This is a genomic window from Cerasicoccus arenae (assembly GCF_014651635.1).
GTDB classification, from domain to species: Bacteria; Verrucomicrobiota; Verrucomicrobiia; order Opitutales; family Cerasicoccaceae; genus Cerasicoccus; species Cerasicoccus arenae.
Genome location: NZ_BMXG01000001.1, coordinates 230,517 through 244,388, shown reverse-complemented (window position 1 = coordinate 244,388; position 13,872 = coordinate 230,517). Strand labels below are relative to the sequence as shown.

Below are 13,872 nucleotides of genomic sequence, written 5' to 3'. Positions count from 1 at the left end.
ACCGGAACAAAAACTCGAAATCCAAGGCCCAATGGCCCTGAATAGCACTACATAATCCACCTTGCCCAGGCCCCACTAGGTACGCAAAGTGCGTCTGGTTCGCCACTTAGGAGCATCTCGCCCGCCTCCACCTTGCCCTTGGCAAGCAATTGTCGTAGTAAATTCTGTAGGACAATAGGGGTAAAGCCTGGTGTGTGGCTAGTGAGGTAAACAAAGCAGGGGCGATCACTCAGGACGTTTTTCACTAGATCTAGTGTCTCCATCAGTGCATGCTCAATCTTGTAAAGCTCGCCGCTTTTTCCTCGTCCAAAAGAAGGTGGATCGAGCAAAATGGCGTCGTAACGTCGGTTACGTCTCTGTTCTCGCTGAAGGAATTTGTTGCAGTCATCAACGATCCAGCGGACCGGGTGGTCTTGCAGGCCGTTGAGCCGTGCATTTTCCCGCGCCCACTCAACCATGCCCTTGGAAGCATCGACATGGCAGCAATGCCCCCCCCCCTGCGCGGCGGCAAGAGTCGCCCCACCAGAGTAGGCAAAGAGATTGAGGAAATTCAGCGGTTCTTTGCGACGGGACGTTTCTTTTTCCAGCGAAGCGCGAATCCAGTCCCACATTGCGCGGGTTTCGGGGAAGACGCCCAAGTGGCCAAAGTCAGTGGTCGAAAGTTTCATCTGGACCCCGTTAATGCTGGCTAGCCAACTTTCAGGCAGCCGGTCACGACCGCGCCACTCTAAGCCGTTTTCCCGCGTGAAGAACGCGTCGGCCTGCTTCCAGCGCGTTGGGTGCGCGGGGTTCCACACGGCCTGCGCGCAAGGGCGGTCGAGCGTCACTTTACCAAAGCGCTCCAGCTTTCGTCCGTGGCCACTGTCGAGCAGGGAATAGTCGTCCATGAGCCTATGAAGGTGGAAACCTTGCCCGGTGCCAAGGGGTTTTTCTGAGTAAAACCAAGCTTACGACGCGACTTTACAGCCGCCAATCTCCGTGCCAAGGTGCGGTATGGAAAACATGGTGGAGGACGCACATTTTGATTCAATTGAGAGCGCGCTGGCGGATGTCGCGGCGGGCGTGCCCGTGATTGTGACCGACGACGAGTCCCGTGAAAATGAGGGTGATCTTGTTCTCGCGGCTTCTAAGGCCACCCCGGAGTCCATTAATATGATGATCCGCCATGCTCGCGGTCTGATTTGCGTGCCGACTGTTGCGCCGCAGTTGCGGCGCTTGGGCATCCAGCGCATGGTTGCGGAGAATCGTGAGTCTCACGGCACGGATTTTACGGTGAGTGTTGACGCCGCCGAGGGCATTACCACGGGTATCAGCGCCTACGACCGTAGCGCGACGATCCGCATTTTGGCGGACCCCAAGGCGACGTCAGACATGCTGGTTCAGCCAGGGCACGTGTTCCCGCTTCAGGCTCGTCCGGGCGGTGTTTTGCAGCGCGCTGGGCATACCGAGGCGGCGGTTGACTTGGCCCAGCTCGCCGGTCTGCACCCGAGCGGTGTGATCTGCGAAATTCTGAATGAGGATGGGGCTATGGCGCGTCTCCCTGACTTGATCAAGTTCAAGCAAGAGCACGGCCTCAAGCTGATTTCCATCGCCCAACTGATCCATTACCGACACCAGCGAGATAAACTTGTAGAGCGTGTGGCCCAGACGAAATTCGAGAGTGAATATGGCGTCTTCGATCTGCATGTGTTCAGTAGTCTGCTTGATGATCGCCAGCATATCGCGCTGACACTTGGCGAGCTTGGCCCGAAGCCGACGTTGGTACGCGTCCACAGTGAAAACCTTTTGGGTGACCTTTTCCGGGGCAAAGGTATGGGCGGTTTCGGCGCATTGAGCTGTTCCTTGGAGCGTATTGCCAAGGAGGGGCATGGAGTCGTCGTTTATCTGGAACAGCCAGGGGGGGGGGTCAAAATCGAGGCAGACGCAGGTAAATTGGCCGTTCGTCGGCGTGGTATGGATTTTCGAGACTACGGCATTGGGGCGCAGATACTATCTGAACTCGGGCTACGGCAAATCCGCCTGTTGTCCTCCAGTGGGAAACCTCGCGTGGTGGCGCTGGACGGTTATGACCTTGAGATTGTGGAAGTCGCGCCGATATAGAGAACGATTTTCTTATCGCCAAGAGCGACCTTGATTCCCACTTTCTTCCCTCCGACTCAATCCGAACCATGAGCCAGCACCAAGCACAGTTTGACGATCTCGACGCGAGTGATCTGTATTTTTCGATTATTGCAGCCCGCTATAATGGCGAGCTGATCGATGTACTGATCAAACGAGCCGTCACCACCTTGGTGGAATATGGTGCGAACATTGAAAATATCGATATCACCCGGGTGCCTGGGTCCAATGAAATTCCTTACCTCGCCGCCATGCATGGCCTAACGGGCCAGTATGAGGCGATCATCGGTCTAGGCATTATTATTAAGGGCGGCACTGCGCATGACGAAGTCATTGCGCACTCCACGGCCAATGCCCTGCACACAGCGGCGATGAGCACTGAGACGCCTATTATTAACGGCATTATTACTGCTAACACAGAAGAGCAGGCCAAAGAGCGTGTGCTTGGCGAGCTCGATCGCGGGGCTGAGTTTGCCCGCGCCGCCATTGAGATGGCCCGCCACAAAGTGGAAGTTATCGAGACGCTCGACCAGATGGAAGAGGATGAGTTCATGGAAGATTTCGACGACGACGACGATGATGATGATGACAACGACCTTAAGCGACTTTTCCGAAAAAACTAAGAACATGGACGACACGCCACCCAGCAAGCCGCCCAGTGCGCGCCGACAAAACCGCATCGCCGCGATGCAGTTCCTTTACATGTGCGAGTCCAACGACCCGCAAGACATTGGCGACGCCCTGCGTATGTTCTTTGGTAATCAGGAGAAGGATCGCGACTTTTATTCCTTTGGTGAAGAACTCGCCCACGGAGCTTGGGAAAAACATGAGAAGGTCGATGAGGTTATCCGTGAATACGCACGTAACTGGAGCTTCGACCGCATTGCCAAGGTCGACTTGGCTATCCTGCGTCTGGCTATTTATGAGCTGAACTTCCGCTTGGATATTCCGCCGATCGTTACGATCAACGAAGCCATTGATTTGGCCAAAGATTTCTCCGACCCCGACGCCCGCCGCTTCATCAATGGTATCCTCGACCGTTTTAAGGAAACCCTGCACCGCCCACTACGCTCGGCGGCGACAGAGTAAATTGGGGGAGTTAAAGTCATGGCGATGAAATCTTTTCTCAGCCGCTTCAATGAAGGCCTGAAGCGCACGACGCCCACCTTCTACAAGGCCTTTGGCAAAGTCGGTGGTGTATTCAGCGGCAAGAAGCTTGATCAAGGCAGTCTCGACGATCTTGAGGAAGCGCTTTATGGCGCGGACTTTGGTGTGGAAACCGCGACCGAGATCATGGATGAGATTCAGGCTGCCTACAAAAAGGATAAGTCCCTTCGCGGACAGGATGCCGCCGTGATCGGTGCCGCCGTTCTCCGCCGTGTGCTCGATGGTGCGGAGCCGCCCGAAGATTTTCTCACTGGCGTTAATCCGGATGTGATTTGCCTGATCGGGGTCAACGGTTCGGGCAAGACGACCACCACGGCCAAGCTCGGTTGGCGCTTTACCGATGACGGTAAGGGCGTGACTATCGGTGCCTGCGACACCTTCCGCGCCGCCGCCAACGAGCAAATCAAGGCTTGGGCCGAGCGTCTCGATCTCGATTTGATTTCCAGTCATCATGGTGCCGACTCTGCCGCCGTAGCGTTTGATGCATGGCAGGCGGCGAAGTCCCGCAACCGCGAAGTGTTGATCCTCGATACCGCTGGGCGCCTCCACACCAAGGGCAACCTAATGGAGGAGCTAAAGAAAATTCGCCGTGTGCTTCAGAAGAACGACCCGACTGCTCCACATCATAGCTGGCTGGTAGTCGACGGCTCTATCGGCTCCAACTCTATCGAGCAGGCGCGTAAATTCCACGAGTCTTTCGGTCTGACGGGCCTGATCATCACGAAACTTGACGGCACTAGCCGTGGCGGCGCTCTGGTCGGCATCTATCGCGAGCTCAAGTTGCCGATCTACTTCGTCGGCCTCGGTGAGCAGAAGGAAGACCTGCAACCCTTCAGTGTCGACAACTACGTGAACGCGATCTTTGGGTTGGGGGAGTGAGCCGGGTGGAGGAAGTGATTCTCCACGAAGTCTTCTTTGAGTCCGGAGTAAATTGAGCACTCCAGTATGAACGCTTGGTGGTCTTCGTGGTTTAAGATATTAACTTTGTATGGCAGACCAAAAACACATTCTCGTCACCAATGATGACGGCATCGATTCGTATTTCCTGCGCGTTCTGGTGGACGCGCTCGTCAAAGATTTCCGGGTGACGGTGGCGGCCCCGATGGGCGAGAAAAGCTGGATCGGGCGTGCGATGAGTCGCAATGGAGAAGTTCATTTAGCTGAGTCTGAGAATTTTCCTTGTCGTGCGTTTGCGCTCGATGGCACGCCGAGTGACTGCGTGAACATTGCGTTGGGGCACTTGTTGGTGGACGACATGCCGGATGCGGTTTGCTCGGGCATCAATCTGGGCTTCAATTGCATGGCACCGTTGATTTTTTCTTCGGGCACAGTGGCAGGCGCGTTGGAAGGGGCTGCGTGGGGACTACCGGCGTTGGCGTTTTCGCATCAAGTGCCGGATACCGTCTACGAGACGCTGCGGCAGAACCACGGCAAGGCAGAAGGCGTTCTGGAAGACAGCTTAAGAGCTGCGAGCGACTGGGCACGTGATTTTGCATCGCAACGGTTGCCCGAGGGGCAGGATGGCCTCATTGTGCACAATTACAATTTTCCGTCGATGACGACCGCCGGGGCACTGATCGAGCAGACGTCGCTGTCGCCTTTTAAAATCAAGACGCTGTTTAAGAAATCCGGCCCATCCTCCTTTGACTTCCAATACAATGACGGCGAACCGCCGGAAACCGGCACCTATGACTGGGCCTGCCTTGTTCGCGGCAATATCAGCTACACACGCCTCGACTTCGGACGGGTAGGGCAGATGGACTAGGCATCGGGCGAATGCGTGTTTTCGCGTGGCATAGGTGCGCGATGAAGCGCGGCTTCCAGCTCTTGGGGCTTAAGTGGCTTGGTTATGAAGTCGTTCATACCAGCTTCGATGGCGCGTTCTTCATCTTCCTTCGTGGCAGCTGCTGAGAGGCCAATGATCCAAGGGGTTTCCGCATCGTCCGTTCGCTTCCGGATCTCTTTGGTCGCGGTGATGCCATCAATTTCCGGCATTTGCACATCCATCAAAACGACGTCGTAGGGCTCTTCATCAAATAGTTCCAATGCTTCGCGCCCATTGGCCGCGTTATCGACAACGCATCCCATTCGATTGAGGATGAATTGCACGACCTTGCGGTTGATCGGATTATCTTCAGCCAGAAGAATCCTGCCTGGATTGCGAAGACGACCGAAATGAACACTGCCCGGCGGGCTACTGAGTTGGTTGGGGTCGGTAACAGTCGCGTTGATCGTGAAGTGAAAAATGGTGCCGAGGAGGCGGGAGCTTTCACACCAAATTTCTCCGCCCATCAGCTCTACCAGTCGCCGACTGATTGCCAAACCAAGTCCTGTTCCGCCATATCGACGAGAGATGGAAGCATCAGCTTGGACAAACGGCTCGAAGAGCGATTCCAATTGATCGTTCTTGATGCCGATGCCAGTGTCCGCGACTGAGAAATGAAGTTGGCAACTGTTGTCGTTCATTGACGTGGTTGCGGAGACTTTAACCGTTACCCGACCTCGATGAGTGAACTTGATCGCGTTATTAATGAGGTTGACGAGGACTTGGCGGATGCGGGTTTCGTCCCCAATAATTGCCTTTGGCACGCTGTCATTGATGCGCTGGACGAGCTCCAAATGCTTTTCGGCCGCGTGAGTCGAATAGAGGGAAAGCGCACCGGGCACGATGGATGCAATGCTAATGGGACGCAGGTCGAGGACTAAGCGCCCTGCCTCTACCTTTGAGTAATCCAGGATGTCGTCAATGATGGTCATCAATGAGCCACTACTGGATTCGATTGTATTCAGGAAATCTTTCTGCTCTTCGTCGAGCCTAGTCTCACTAAGAGCTTGGACCATGCCGAGAACGCCGTTCATGGGAGTGCGAATTTCGTGACTCATCATTGCGAGGAAGGCGCTTTTTGCTCGATTGGCCTCCTCGGCTTGTTCCTTCGCTAGAATCGCTTCCTCCTCCGCGTGCTTTTGTTCGGTAATGTCCCAGTTACTGCCAATGATGCGCATGGGTTGGCGATTGGAATCAAGCAGCACCAGTGCGTTACCGGTGATGTAGCGAATGTCGCCTTCTGGCCAGATGATGCGAAAATTGAGACGATAGTTGCCGCCACGTTCGATGGCAGTTTGCAGCGTGCTCTCGAAGTTGTGGTAGTCCTCCTGCACGATGACTTTGGACCACGAGTCGAGCCTGCCGCTGAAGCGCTCAGCTGGGAGCCTGAATATCTCGTGCATGATGGCGTCCCAAACGAGAAGTTTTTCAGAAAAATCGAATTCCCAAATGCCAATTCGCCCGGAGTTCGTTGCTAACTGAAATCGTTGGTAAAGGGTGGATAATTCTTCTTCGGTCTGTTTGCGCTGATTGATGTCCATGCCAGCGCCTCGGTAGCCAACATAGACTCCGTCACGATTATGCATGGGAACCCCACTGATGTTTAACCAAATTGGGCTGCCATTTTTGTGCTTCGTCAGTACCTCCATGTTGTTGAAGGTCTTTTGGTTCGTAACGATGTCGGTGTATCTCGCCCTAAATTCCTCCATGGCATCCGGGTGGATCATGTCCTTTGGATGTAGCCCAATGAATTCACCAGGAGAGAAGCCTGTCACCTCTTTGACGCGCTCTGATGCATAGGTGAAGTGCCCGTTTATATCGTGCTCCCAGATGAATTCTCCGGCCGCATTACTGATATCCCGGAAACGGCGTTCGCTTTCCTCAATACGTTCACGATCGAGCTTGCGCGTTGTGATGTCCGTTGTGATGGCGATGAAATTGATCAGTCGCCCATCTACGTCGTGTACAGGCGTGGCCTCGACCTCGACCCAGAAAGGGACGCCAGATTTACGGTAATTAAGAATCTCGACATGGAAACCCTGGCCCATGCGAATGCCCTGCTTCATGGTTTCGTTGGTGGCTGCTTCGGTGGCAGGGCCTTGGAGCAGCGAGCCAGGGGATTTGCCCAAGACATCCTCCATGTAAAACCCGGTCATGCGCTCAAAGGCTTTGTTTACCCAAGTCAGATGGCCTTTTTCATCGGTAATGACGACGCCGGTGGTGGTTTTGCTGGCGACAAGGGAGAGTCGCTTAAATGCCTCTTCCTGCTTCTTTCGATCAGTGATGTCGGTGTGAGTGCCGAGCATTCGGGTCGGTTTACCGTTGTGATCGAACACGGCTTTGCCGCGGGAATGTATCCAACACCATTCACCTTCTTTGGTGAGCATGCGGAATTCTGCTGAGTATTGTTTAGTCCTGCCCTCCAAATAATCGTTGATCGCTGCCACAGCAAATGGCAAGTCATCCGGCCGCAGCAGAGTCTCCCACGCGCTGTAGTCATTCTCAATGTCGTCCGAGGTGTATCCGAGCATGGATTTCCAGCGATCAGAAAAGACAACGTCATTCGTGCGTAAGTCCCAATCCCAGACGCCGTCTTCGCTACCCTCGAGGGCCAATTGCCACCGTTCCTCGCTCTCAGCCAGCACGCGCTCGGCCTTCGCCAGTTCTTCAATATCTTGCACGATACCGTAACGGATGGGTTCGCTTTCTGTCTGGCGAATGCGTCCTATCAATCGAATCCAGCGTATTTCACCATTTTGCCGATGCAGTCGCAAGCGAGCAGACACTGTTTTGCCGTCCTCGATCTTTCCAAACAACACTGCCTTAAACTGAGGTTGGTGCTCTGGAGCAATGCCATTGAGCACGTCCTCGACACTGGGGTTATAATCAGGATCTATGTTGAATAGCTTCCGTATTTCATCGGATAAAATTAATTCACCGCTTTGCGGATCTAACTCCCAACTGCCAATGCCACCAATCTCATGAGCTTCAGTAAGTATGTTCTTTTTTTGTTCCAGCTCTGCGATTCGCTTCTGACTGGTACAAAGCTCATCCCGCAAGCGTTTGATTTCGTCGCTCGAAGATTCTGGTTTGGGGGCCTCCGGTGAGGCAGACGATACGATGTCGTCCATAGGGGGATAGCATTCAAATGAACAAGTATGCAGATTACCACACTGAAAAATGACAATTTTGTAACGCAAACCTTGCGAAATTTATTGTTTATCGTCCGCCCGAATCCTGCCTAGTCTTTCTTTTATGGCTACTGTGTTGGATAAAATCAAACAAGCCGGCGCTGATGGCAAGCTGCTGGCCTCCTCCGTTGAAAATTTAGAAGCCTTCGTTTCCGGCGGCTTCCTACCAAACTGGGCGATGGCTTCGATTGAGGAACTCGTTGATGATGCGCAATGGGAAGAACTCAATGACCGCTTTTACCAGCACATGAAGTTTGGCACTGGTGGCATGCGTGGGCGTACTATCGGGAAAATTTCTGCTAAGGCAGAAACCGGGACTCTCGGGCCCAAGGATAGTCCTGAGCACGCAGCCATTGGCACGAATGTTTTGAATGACTTCAACGTCGCTCGCGCCACGATCGGCCTCTACCGCTACTGCGCGCAATACTTGGCCGATGAAGAAATTTACGACACGCCTAAGCTCGTTATCGCGCACGATGTCCGCTACTTCTCGCGACACTTCTGCGAGCTCTCGGCCAGCATTTGGACAAAGCTGGGTGGCCTAGCGATGATCTTCGACGGTCCCCGCTCCACGCCGTCACTTAGTTTTGCCGTAAGGAACTTGGGTGCAACGGCAGGCGTCGTCATCACCGCTAGCCATAACCCATCGCACGACAACGGCTTCAAGTGCTATTTTAACGACGGTGCGCAAGTCGTTTCGCCGCATGCTGAAGGTATCATTGACCTTGTTCGTGCAGTTGATTGGGCCGAACTCCCCGAGTTCCTCGAAGTCGATATTTCCAAGGTTGTCACGCTGCCAGAGTCGCAAGACGAGGCCTACCTCGACGTTCTCGAAGACAACGTCCTCGACCCCGACCTGCTAGAAGAATTTCACCCGAAGGCTGTCTTTACGCCGATTCACGGTACGGGCGGGGTTGCTTCAGTACCACTGCTCAAGGAGTTTGGCGTCGAAGTGATCGCTGTGCCGGAGCAATGGGAGATGGACCCCCGTTTCCCAACAGTCAAGTCGCCGAATCCAGAAAACGCCGAGGCCCTCAGCATGGCCGTTGCAAAGGCTAAGGAAGTTGGTGCTGATCTCGTCTTAGCCACGGACCCGGATGACGACCGAATGGCCCTCGCCGCGCCCGATCGTAATGGCGAGTGGACTCTCTTTACCGGCAATATGACGGGCTCCATGCTGGCTGAATACCGAGTAAAAGCCCTACAGGAAATCGGCATTTTGCCGGAAGGCGGCACGCAAAGCGCGGCTTTGATCAAGACCTTCGTCACCACGCCGCTTCAAGAAGCCATTGCCAAGGGCAACGGTCTGAAGTGCATCAACACGCTGACCGGCTTTAAATGGATCGGCGAAAAACTCGGCATCTATCAGAGTGAGCTGGAAGAGAAGATGTTTGAAGAAGAGGGCATTGCACTTGATTACGATCACACTGACCTCTCCACTCGCGTTCAACTGTTGCTCGAATACAGCACATTCTACGTCTTCGGCGGTGAGGAAAGCTATGGCTATCTCGCCAGTGATCGTGTCCGCGACAAAGATGCCAACGCCGCCTGCCTGATGATCTGCGAGCTCGCGGCCTATCTTAAGAAAACCGACCAGACGTTCCAGGAATACCTTGATGCGATTCACTTACAGTATGGCTATCACTTGGAGTCTTTGGTCAACCTTTACTTCGAAGGTGCAACCGGTGCTCAGGCCATCAAGAACATCATCGCGAGCCTACGCAGCGATCCCCCCAAGGAAATCGGTGGCATTGCGGTCAAGGAGATGATCGACTTCGGGAAGGACAAGCTCAAGGACGCCGACGGGAAGAATATTCCCAAGGAAGACTTCTATTTTCTCACCTTGGAGAACGGCTACAAGGTTGCAGCCCGCGGCTCCGGCACCGAGCCCAAGATTAAGTTCTACTGCTTTGCGTGCGAGTCCGTCGGTTCCGCTGATGAGCTGGCTAGCGTCCAGTCCGCCACCAAGGAAAAACTTAAGGCTCTGGAAGTGGCGATCGAAGCCGAGGCCCGCAAGCGGGCCGTGGGCTAGGAAATGTTCCGTTACCTCGAAATTGGAAGCGCGATGAGATTAAGCTGGCTCAGTCTGCTTTTTCTCATCGCTGGCTACTCAGCAGTGGAAAGCGATTTGTTTGTCCCCAACAACGCGCTTGACGCTCAGCAGTAATGGAGAAGAATTATCTCCGCTATGCGATTGTCACTCACTGTTTCTCTATTGCTCCTCACCGCTCACTGCGCCCTCTTCACGGGGTGCGGCGACCAGCCCGAAAACGACGTGGAGGCTACTCCGGTAGGCTCGGTCTTGACCGGTAAAACGACTGATCCCGAGTCCTACCTTGAAAAAGTCGAAGAGGGCAACAAGGCCCGCCAGAATGAGCAACAATACGTTTCTCCCTTCCAGCGCGAAGAGCCGGGTCGAGCTGGACTAAACGAGCGGTATTAATCCGTCTGCGTCTACAAGACAGCCAAGACCTTGCCCGGCGCTCCGTTGGGCAGAGTAAAGTCGTCGCCCGTGCCGTGGCCGACTAGCAGGTGTGCAATGGGTGAATCTGGCGTGATGACCGTGACTTCGGTTCCGTCAATGGCAAGCGTTTCGCCGCCGCCGCTAGGGGCGAAGAAGAACCATTCGCGGGATTTACCGAGCTGACATTGGATCAAGGCTCCACGTTGGACGGAGGTGCAGGCGCGCTCCAGCTCGATGCGTTGGCCGATGATATTGCCGAGTGCTTTGGAGACTTCCTTGGCGTGGGTGGCTTGCCCAGCGGCGAGGTAAGAGGCCTCTAGCCCTTGGGTGTCCCACTTGCTTTCGGCGCGGGACTCTTCATCAGTAGCGTAGGACGCCGCATCGCGTGAGGCATGTTCCGCCGCCGCCAGCTCTTCCTCCAGATTGGCGATCAACGCCGCGATGACATCAGATTTTAGCAGCATATCACAATCGTTTAGCGACTCGACTTGTCCTTGCCAAGCCAAAGCGGACCCTCTGTGATCATCATATGAAAACCTACACCGCCACGCTCCTCACCGATCATGCCGCCGTGTTGGGCGAAGGCCCTTTCTGGCACGATGGGGCAATTCATTACGTTGACATCGAAGGCAAGCAACTGCTTCGCCTCGAAGGTGAAAACGTAGTCGTTGTATACGAGTTTCCACGCCGCGTTGGTGCCGTGGTTCCAGCGAAGGAGGGGGGCTTTGTGTGTGCACTCGAGGAGGGTTTTTACCACCTTTCCGCCGATGGCGATGATCTGACCTACCTCACCGATCCCGAGCCGGGCCGCACGGATAATCGCTTCAATGATGGAAAATGCGACCCTTTCGGTCGTTTTGTGGCCGGCACGATGTCGCTGGTGGATGATAACGAGGGCGCGGCGCTATATTCCTTGGGTAAGGACGGGTCCTGTCAGCAGGTTTTGGCTCCGGTTGGTTGTTCAAATGGTCTGGCTTGGAGCAAGGACCAGAAACATTTTTTCTACATCGACACGCCCACAAGGCAGATTGTGCGTTTTGACTATGCGGCCGAAACCGGCGCTATCAGCAATCGCAAGGTCTGCATCGAAATTCCGGCGGAAGACGGCCATCCAGACGGCATGTGCATCGACCAAGACGACCATCTATGGATTGCCCACTGGGGGGGATGGCAGGTCGCACGCTACAACCCAGCAACGGGTCAAAAAATGGAGCATATCCATGTGCCAGCGGCCCAAGTCACGAGTTGCGCCTTTGGAGGGGGGGGGATGAACGAGCTTTATATTACCACGGGATGCTATAATTTGACTTCCGAACAACGTGCTGAGCAACCCCATGCGGGCAAGGTGTTTGTCTGCCCTGTTGATGCAGTAGGCTTCCCAACGGCGACCTGGGGTTAGGCAACGCTTCGTCTGGAGCTGGTTTACGAAAGCCGAGTCACGTCCACTGCCTGCAAATAGAACTGCAATTCGGCAATGGATTCGCGGATGTCGTCCAGTGCACGGTGCGTTCCGCGTTTGGGAAAGCTTTGGTCGTAGCGTTCCTGAAAGACAACCTTGAAGCTGCTCACGTCGAGCATCCGGTAGTGCAGCTTCGATGCAAAGCGCGGCAAATAGCGATCAACGAATTTGCGGTCCTGGCCAATTGAGTTGCCGCAGAGGATGACAGGCTTTTCACTCCAGAATTGATCAACCGTCGCGGCGAGCTTTTCGTCCAAGGCGTCTTCTGTGATGCCATGTGGCACGCGTTCAGTGAGACCGCTGGCACCATGTGTTTTCTGGCACCACTCATCCATGCTGGCGAGGACTTCTGGCGGCTGAAAAACCGCAGTTTCCCACTCGTTCAGTGTTTCGCTGAAATCGGGCGATGTGACAATAACCGCGGCCTCAATAATGCGATCCGTCAATGAGTCCAGTCCGGTCATTTCGAGGTCAAGCCAGCACCAGGCAGGTTGTTTGGATTCAGCCATGAGTCAGAAAATTCAGAACGTTGTTAATACACAAGCGGGGGGGGGGGGAGCCTATTCTGCTTCCGTGAAATCAATCACGGTGTAGACGTCGATGCCGCTTTTTGTGAGGGCTTCGCGGCCGGGTAGCTCGACTAAATCAATGATTGCGGCAAATGAGACAGCGCGGGCCCCGAGCCGACGGATTAAGCGGGCCGCGGCTAGGGCGGTGCCGCCAGTGGCCAGAAGGTCGTCGACGATCAGCACACGTTTGCCTTCGATGATGGGGGAGTCGTGGGTCTCAACAGTAGCCGAGCCGTATTCCAGCTCGTAGTCTTCACTGATCGTGGTGAAGGGCAGCTTGCCTTTTTTGCGAACGAGAACCAGTGGGAGGTGCTGTTGATAGGCTAGGGCACCAGCGAGAATGAAGCCCCGAGCGTCAATGCCGACGACGATGTCAAACTCCTCTTCCTCTGCCCATCCAGCGATGCGGTTAAGCACCGAGCGGAAGGCCGCGGGGTCTTCGAAGAGCGTGGTCACGTCGCGGAAATTAATGCCTTCATGAGGCCAACCCCGGATAGTGCGAATGCTTGCTTTGATGCGTTCAGCTTTCATACTACGGGATCAACGCTCAATTCTGCCACCTGCTCAAGTTCTTTTACACTGATGTCGACTAAAGCCGCTCTCCGCCACCGTGCGCTCGCTCGCCGTAGCGCCCTACATCCTGAGGAGCGCGAAGCGCGCGACCAACAGATTATGCAGCGCCTTTTTGCGTTGCCTGATTTTCAGCAGGCGCAGCGCGTGCTCTTCTATGTGTCCTATGGCAGTGAAGTCGATACCCATGCTTTGATGAACAGAAGCTTCGGCGGCAAGACCGTCCTGGCTCCGCGGGTCAATGGTGATGAGCTGCATGTGCATGAGCTGACGACCCTCGACGAATTGCAACCCGGCGCTTTTGGGATAATGGAGCCCATCGCTGGCCTGCGTGAGGTCGATCCTGTTAGCGTTCAGGTCGTTATCGTTCCGGGGGCTGCCTTCGATCTGCGCGGCCACCGTATTGGCTATGGTAAGGGCTATTACGACCGTCTGTTAAAAGGCGTCACGGCGATTAAAATCGGCTTGGCTTACGACCGCCAAATGGTCGAAGCCATTCCCGATGAGGC

The 13,872-nt window shown here is 54.7% G+C and carries 14 protein-coding genes; 9 read left to right on the top strand and 5 right to left on the bottom strand.

Annotation, left to right across the window (positions count from 1 at the left end):
• Positions 1 to 47: 47 nt before the first annotated feature.
• A complete protein-coding gene (locus IE065_RS01105) occupies positions 48 to 887 on the bottom strand; it encodes a class I SAM-dependent methyltransferase (RefSeq protein ID WP_189510974.1) in 840 nt (279 codons plus the stop codon).
• Between the two features lie 106 nt (positions 888 to 993).
• On the opposite strand from IE065_RS01105, the gene ribB reads away from it, so the two are divergent.
• The 5 genes from ribB to surE all read left to right on the top strand — a co-directional run bounded on the left by ribB (position 994) and on the right by surE (position 5,050).
• Entirely contained in the window at positions 994 to 2,100 is a 1,107-nt protein-coding gene (gene ribB / locus IE065_RS01100; RefSeq protein ID WP_200163286.1) for a 3,4-dihydroxy-2-butanone-4-phosphate synthase, read from the top strand.
• Positions 2,101 to 2,168: 68 nt separating this feature from the next.
• Positions 2,169 to 2,741: a 6,7-dimethyl-8-ribityllumazine synthase gene (ribH, locus tag IE065_RS01095; RefSeq protein ID WP_189510972.1), complete on the top strand. Its 573-nt coding sequence runs from the start codon at positions 2,169 to 2,171 to the stop codon at positions 2,739 to 2,741.
• Between the two features lie 4 nt (positions 2,742 to 2,745).
• On the top strand, positions 2,746 to 3,207 hold the full coding sequence (gene nusB, locus IE065_RS01090) for a transcription antitermination factor NusB (RefSeq protein ID WP_189510970.1): 462 nt from the start codon (positions 2,746 to 2,748) through the stop codon (positions 3,205 to 3,207).
• Positions 3,208 to 3,225: 18 nt separating this feature from the next.
• Complete coding sequence (gene ftsY, locus IE065_RS01085; RefSeq protein ID WP_229792032.1) at positions 3,226 to 4,164, top strand: signal recognition particle-docking protein FtsY; 939 nt, start codon at positions 3,226 to 3,228, stop codon at positions 4,162 to 4,164.
• Positions 4,165 to 4,273: 109 nt separating this feature from the next.
• Positions 4,274 to 5,050, top strand: a complete 777-nt coding sequence (gene surE, locus IE065_RS01080; protein ID WP_189510969.1) for a 5'/3'-nucleotidase SurE — start codon at positions 4,274 to 4,276, stop codon at positions 5,048 to 5,050.
• Here the strand turns inward: surE and IE065_RS01075 are convergent.
• Positions 5,047 to 8,241 carry a PAS domain S-box protein gene (locus tag IE065_RS01075; protein WP_189510967.1) on the bottom strand — a complete coding sequence of 1,065 codons (3,195 nt, stop codon included), beginning with the start codon at positions 8,239 to 8,241 and terminating at the stop codon, positions 5,047 to 5,049. The genes surE and IE065_RS01075 overlap by 4 nt on opposite strands.
• Positions 8,242 to 8,365: 124 nt before the next feature.
• Here IE065_RS01075 and IE065_RS01070 point away from each other — a divergent pair, with 124 nt between their 5' ends.
• Both IE065_RS01070 and IE065_RS01065 read left to right on the top strand, forming a co-directional pair.
• Entirely contained in the window at positions 8,366 to 10,333 is a 1,968-nt protein-coding gene (locus IE065_RS01070) for a phospho-sugar mutase (protein WP_189510965.1), read from the top strand.
• A gap of 156 nt (positions 10,334 to 10,489) precedes the next feature.
• Positions 10,490 to 10,744, top strand: a complete 255-nt coding sequence (locus IE065_RS01065) for a hypothetical protein (protein ID WP_189510963.1) — start codon at positions 10,490 to 10,492, stop codon at positions 10,742 to 10,744.
• Positions 10,745 to 10,755: 11 nt separating this feature from the next.
• On the opposite strand, the gene IE065_RS01060 is transcribed toward IE065_RS01065, so the two are convergent.
• A complete protein-coding gene (locus IE065_RS01060; protein WP_189510961.1) occupies positions 10,756 to 11,229 on the bottom strand; it encodes a hypothetical protein in 474 nt (157 codons plus the stop codon).
• A gap of 65 nt (positions 11,230 to 11,294) precedes the next feature.
• Here IE065_RS01060 and IE065_RS01055 point away from each other — a divergent pair, with 65 nt between their 5' ends.
• Positions 11,295 to 12,164: an SMP-30/gluconolactonase/LRE family protein gene (locus IE065_RS01055; protein ID WP_189510959.1), complete on the top strand. Its 870-nt coding sequence runs from the start codon at positions 11,295 to 11,297 to the stop codon at positions 12,162 to 12,164.
• A 23-nt stretch (positions 12,165 to 12,187) separates the two neighbouring features.
• On the opposite strand, the gene orn is transcribed toward IE065_RS01055, so the two are convergent.
• Together orn and IE065_RS01045 are read right to left on the bottom strand one after the other, a co-directional pair.
• Positions 12,188 to 12,733 carry an oligoribonuclease gene (gene orn, locus IE065_RS01050; protein ID WP_189510957.1) on the bottom strand — a complete coding sequence of 182 codons (546 nt, stop codon included), beginning with the start codon at positions 12,731 to 12,733 and terminating at the stop codon, positions 12,188 to 12,190.
• Between the two features lie 51 nt (positions 12,734 to 12,784).
• Positions 12,785 to 13,324: an adenine phosphoribosyltransferase gene (locus tag IE065_RS01045; protein WP_189510955.1), complete on the bottom strand. Its 540-nt coding sequence runs from the start codon at positions 13,322 to 13,324 to the stop codon at positions 12,785 to 12,787.
• Between the two features lie 51 nt (positions 13,325 to 13,375).
• On the opposite strand from IE065_RS01045, the gene IE065_RS01040 reads away from it, so the two are divergent.
• Positions 13,376 to 13,872, top strand: a 497-nt coding sequence (locus IE065_RS01040) for a 5-formyltetrahydrofolate cyclo-ligase (RefSeq protein WP_189510953.1), incomplete at its 3' end; no start/stop codon positions are given.

Bases quoted from the DNA above. Each gene is read 5' to 3' on its own strand.
- IE065_RS01055 (WP_189510959.1), top strand. From the start codon at position 11,295: ATGAAAACCTACACCGCCACGCTCCTCACCGATCATGCCGCCGTGTTG.
- IE065_RS01065 (WP_189510963.1), top strand. From the start codon at position 10,490: ATGCGATTGTCACTCACTGTTTCTCTATTGCTCCTCACCGCTCACTGC.
- IE065_RS01075 (WP_189510967.1), bottom strand. From the start codon at position 8,241: ATGGACGACATCGTATCGTCTGCCTCACCGGAGGCCCCCAAACCAGAA.
- nusB (WP_189510970.1), top strand. From the start codon at position 2,746: ATGGACGACACGCCACCCAGCAAGCCGCCCAGTGCGCGCCGACAAAAC.
- IE065_RS01070 (WP_189510965.1), top strand. From the start codon at position 8,366: ATGGCTACTGTGTTGGATAAAATCAAACAAGCCGGCGCTGATGGCAAG.
- orn (WP_189510957.1), bottom strand. From the start codon at position 12,733: ATGGCTGAATCCAAACAACCTGCCTGGTGCTGGCTTGACCTCGAAATG.
- ribB (WP_200163286.1), top strand. From the start codon at position 994: ATGGAAAACATGGTGGAGGACGCACATTTTGATTCAATTGAGAGCGCG.
- IE065_RS01045 (WP_189510955.1), bottom strand. From the start codon at position 13,324: ATGAAAGCTGAACGCATCAAAGCAAGCATTCGCACTATCCGGGGTTGG.
- surE (WP_189510969.1), top strand. From the start codon at position 4,274: ATGGCAGACCAAAAACACATTCTCGTCACCAATGATGACGGCATCGAT.
- ribH (WP_189510972.1), top strand. From the start codon at position 2,169: ATGAGCCAGCACCAAGCACAGTTTGACGATCTCGACGCGAGTGATCTG.
- IE065_RS01105 (WP_189510974.1), bottom strand. From the start codon at position 887: ATGGACGACTATTCCCTGCTCGACAGTGGCCACGGACGAAAGCTGGAG.
- IE065_RS01060 (WP_189510961.1), bottom strand. From the start codon at position 11,229: ATGCTGCTAAAATCTGATGTCATCGCGGCGTTGATCGCCAATCTGGAG.
- ftsY (WP_229792032.1), top strand. From the start codon at position 3,226: ATGGCGATGAAATCTTTTCTCAGCCGCTTCAATGAAGGCCTGAAGCGC.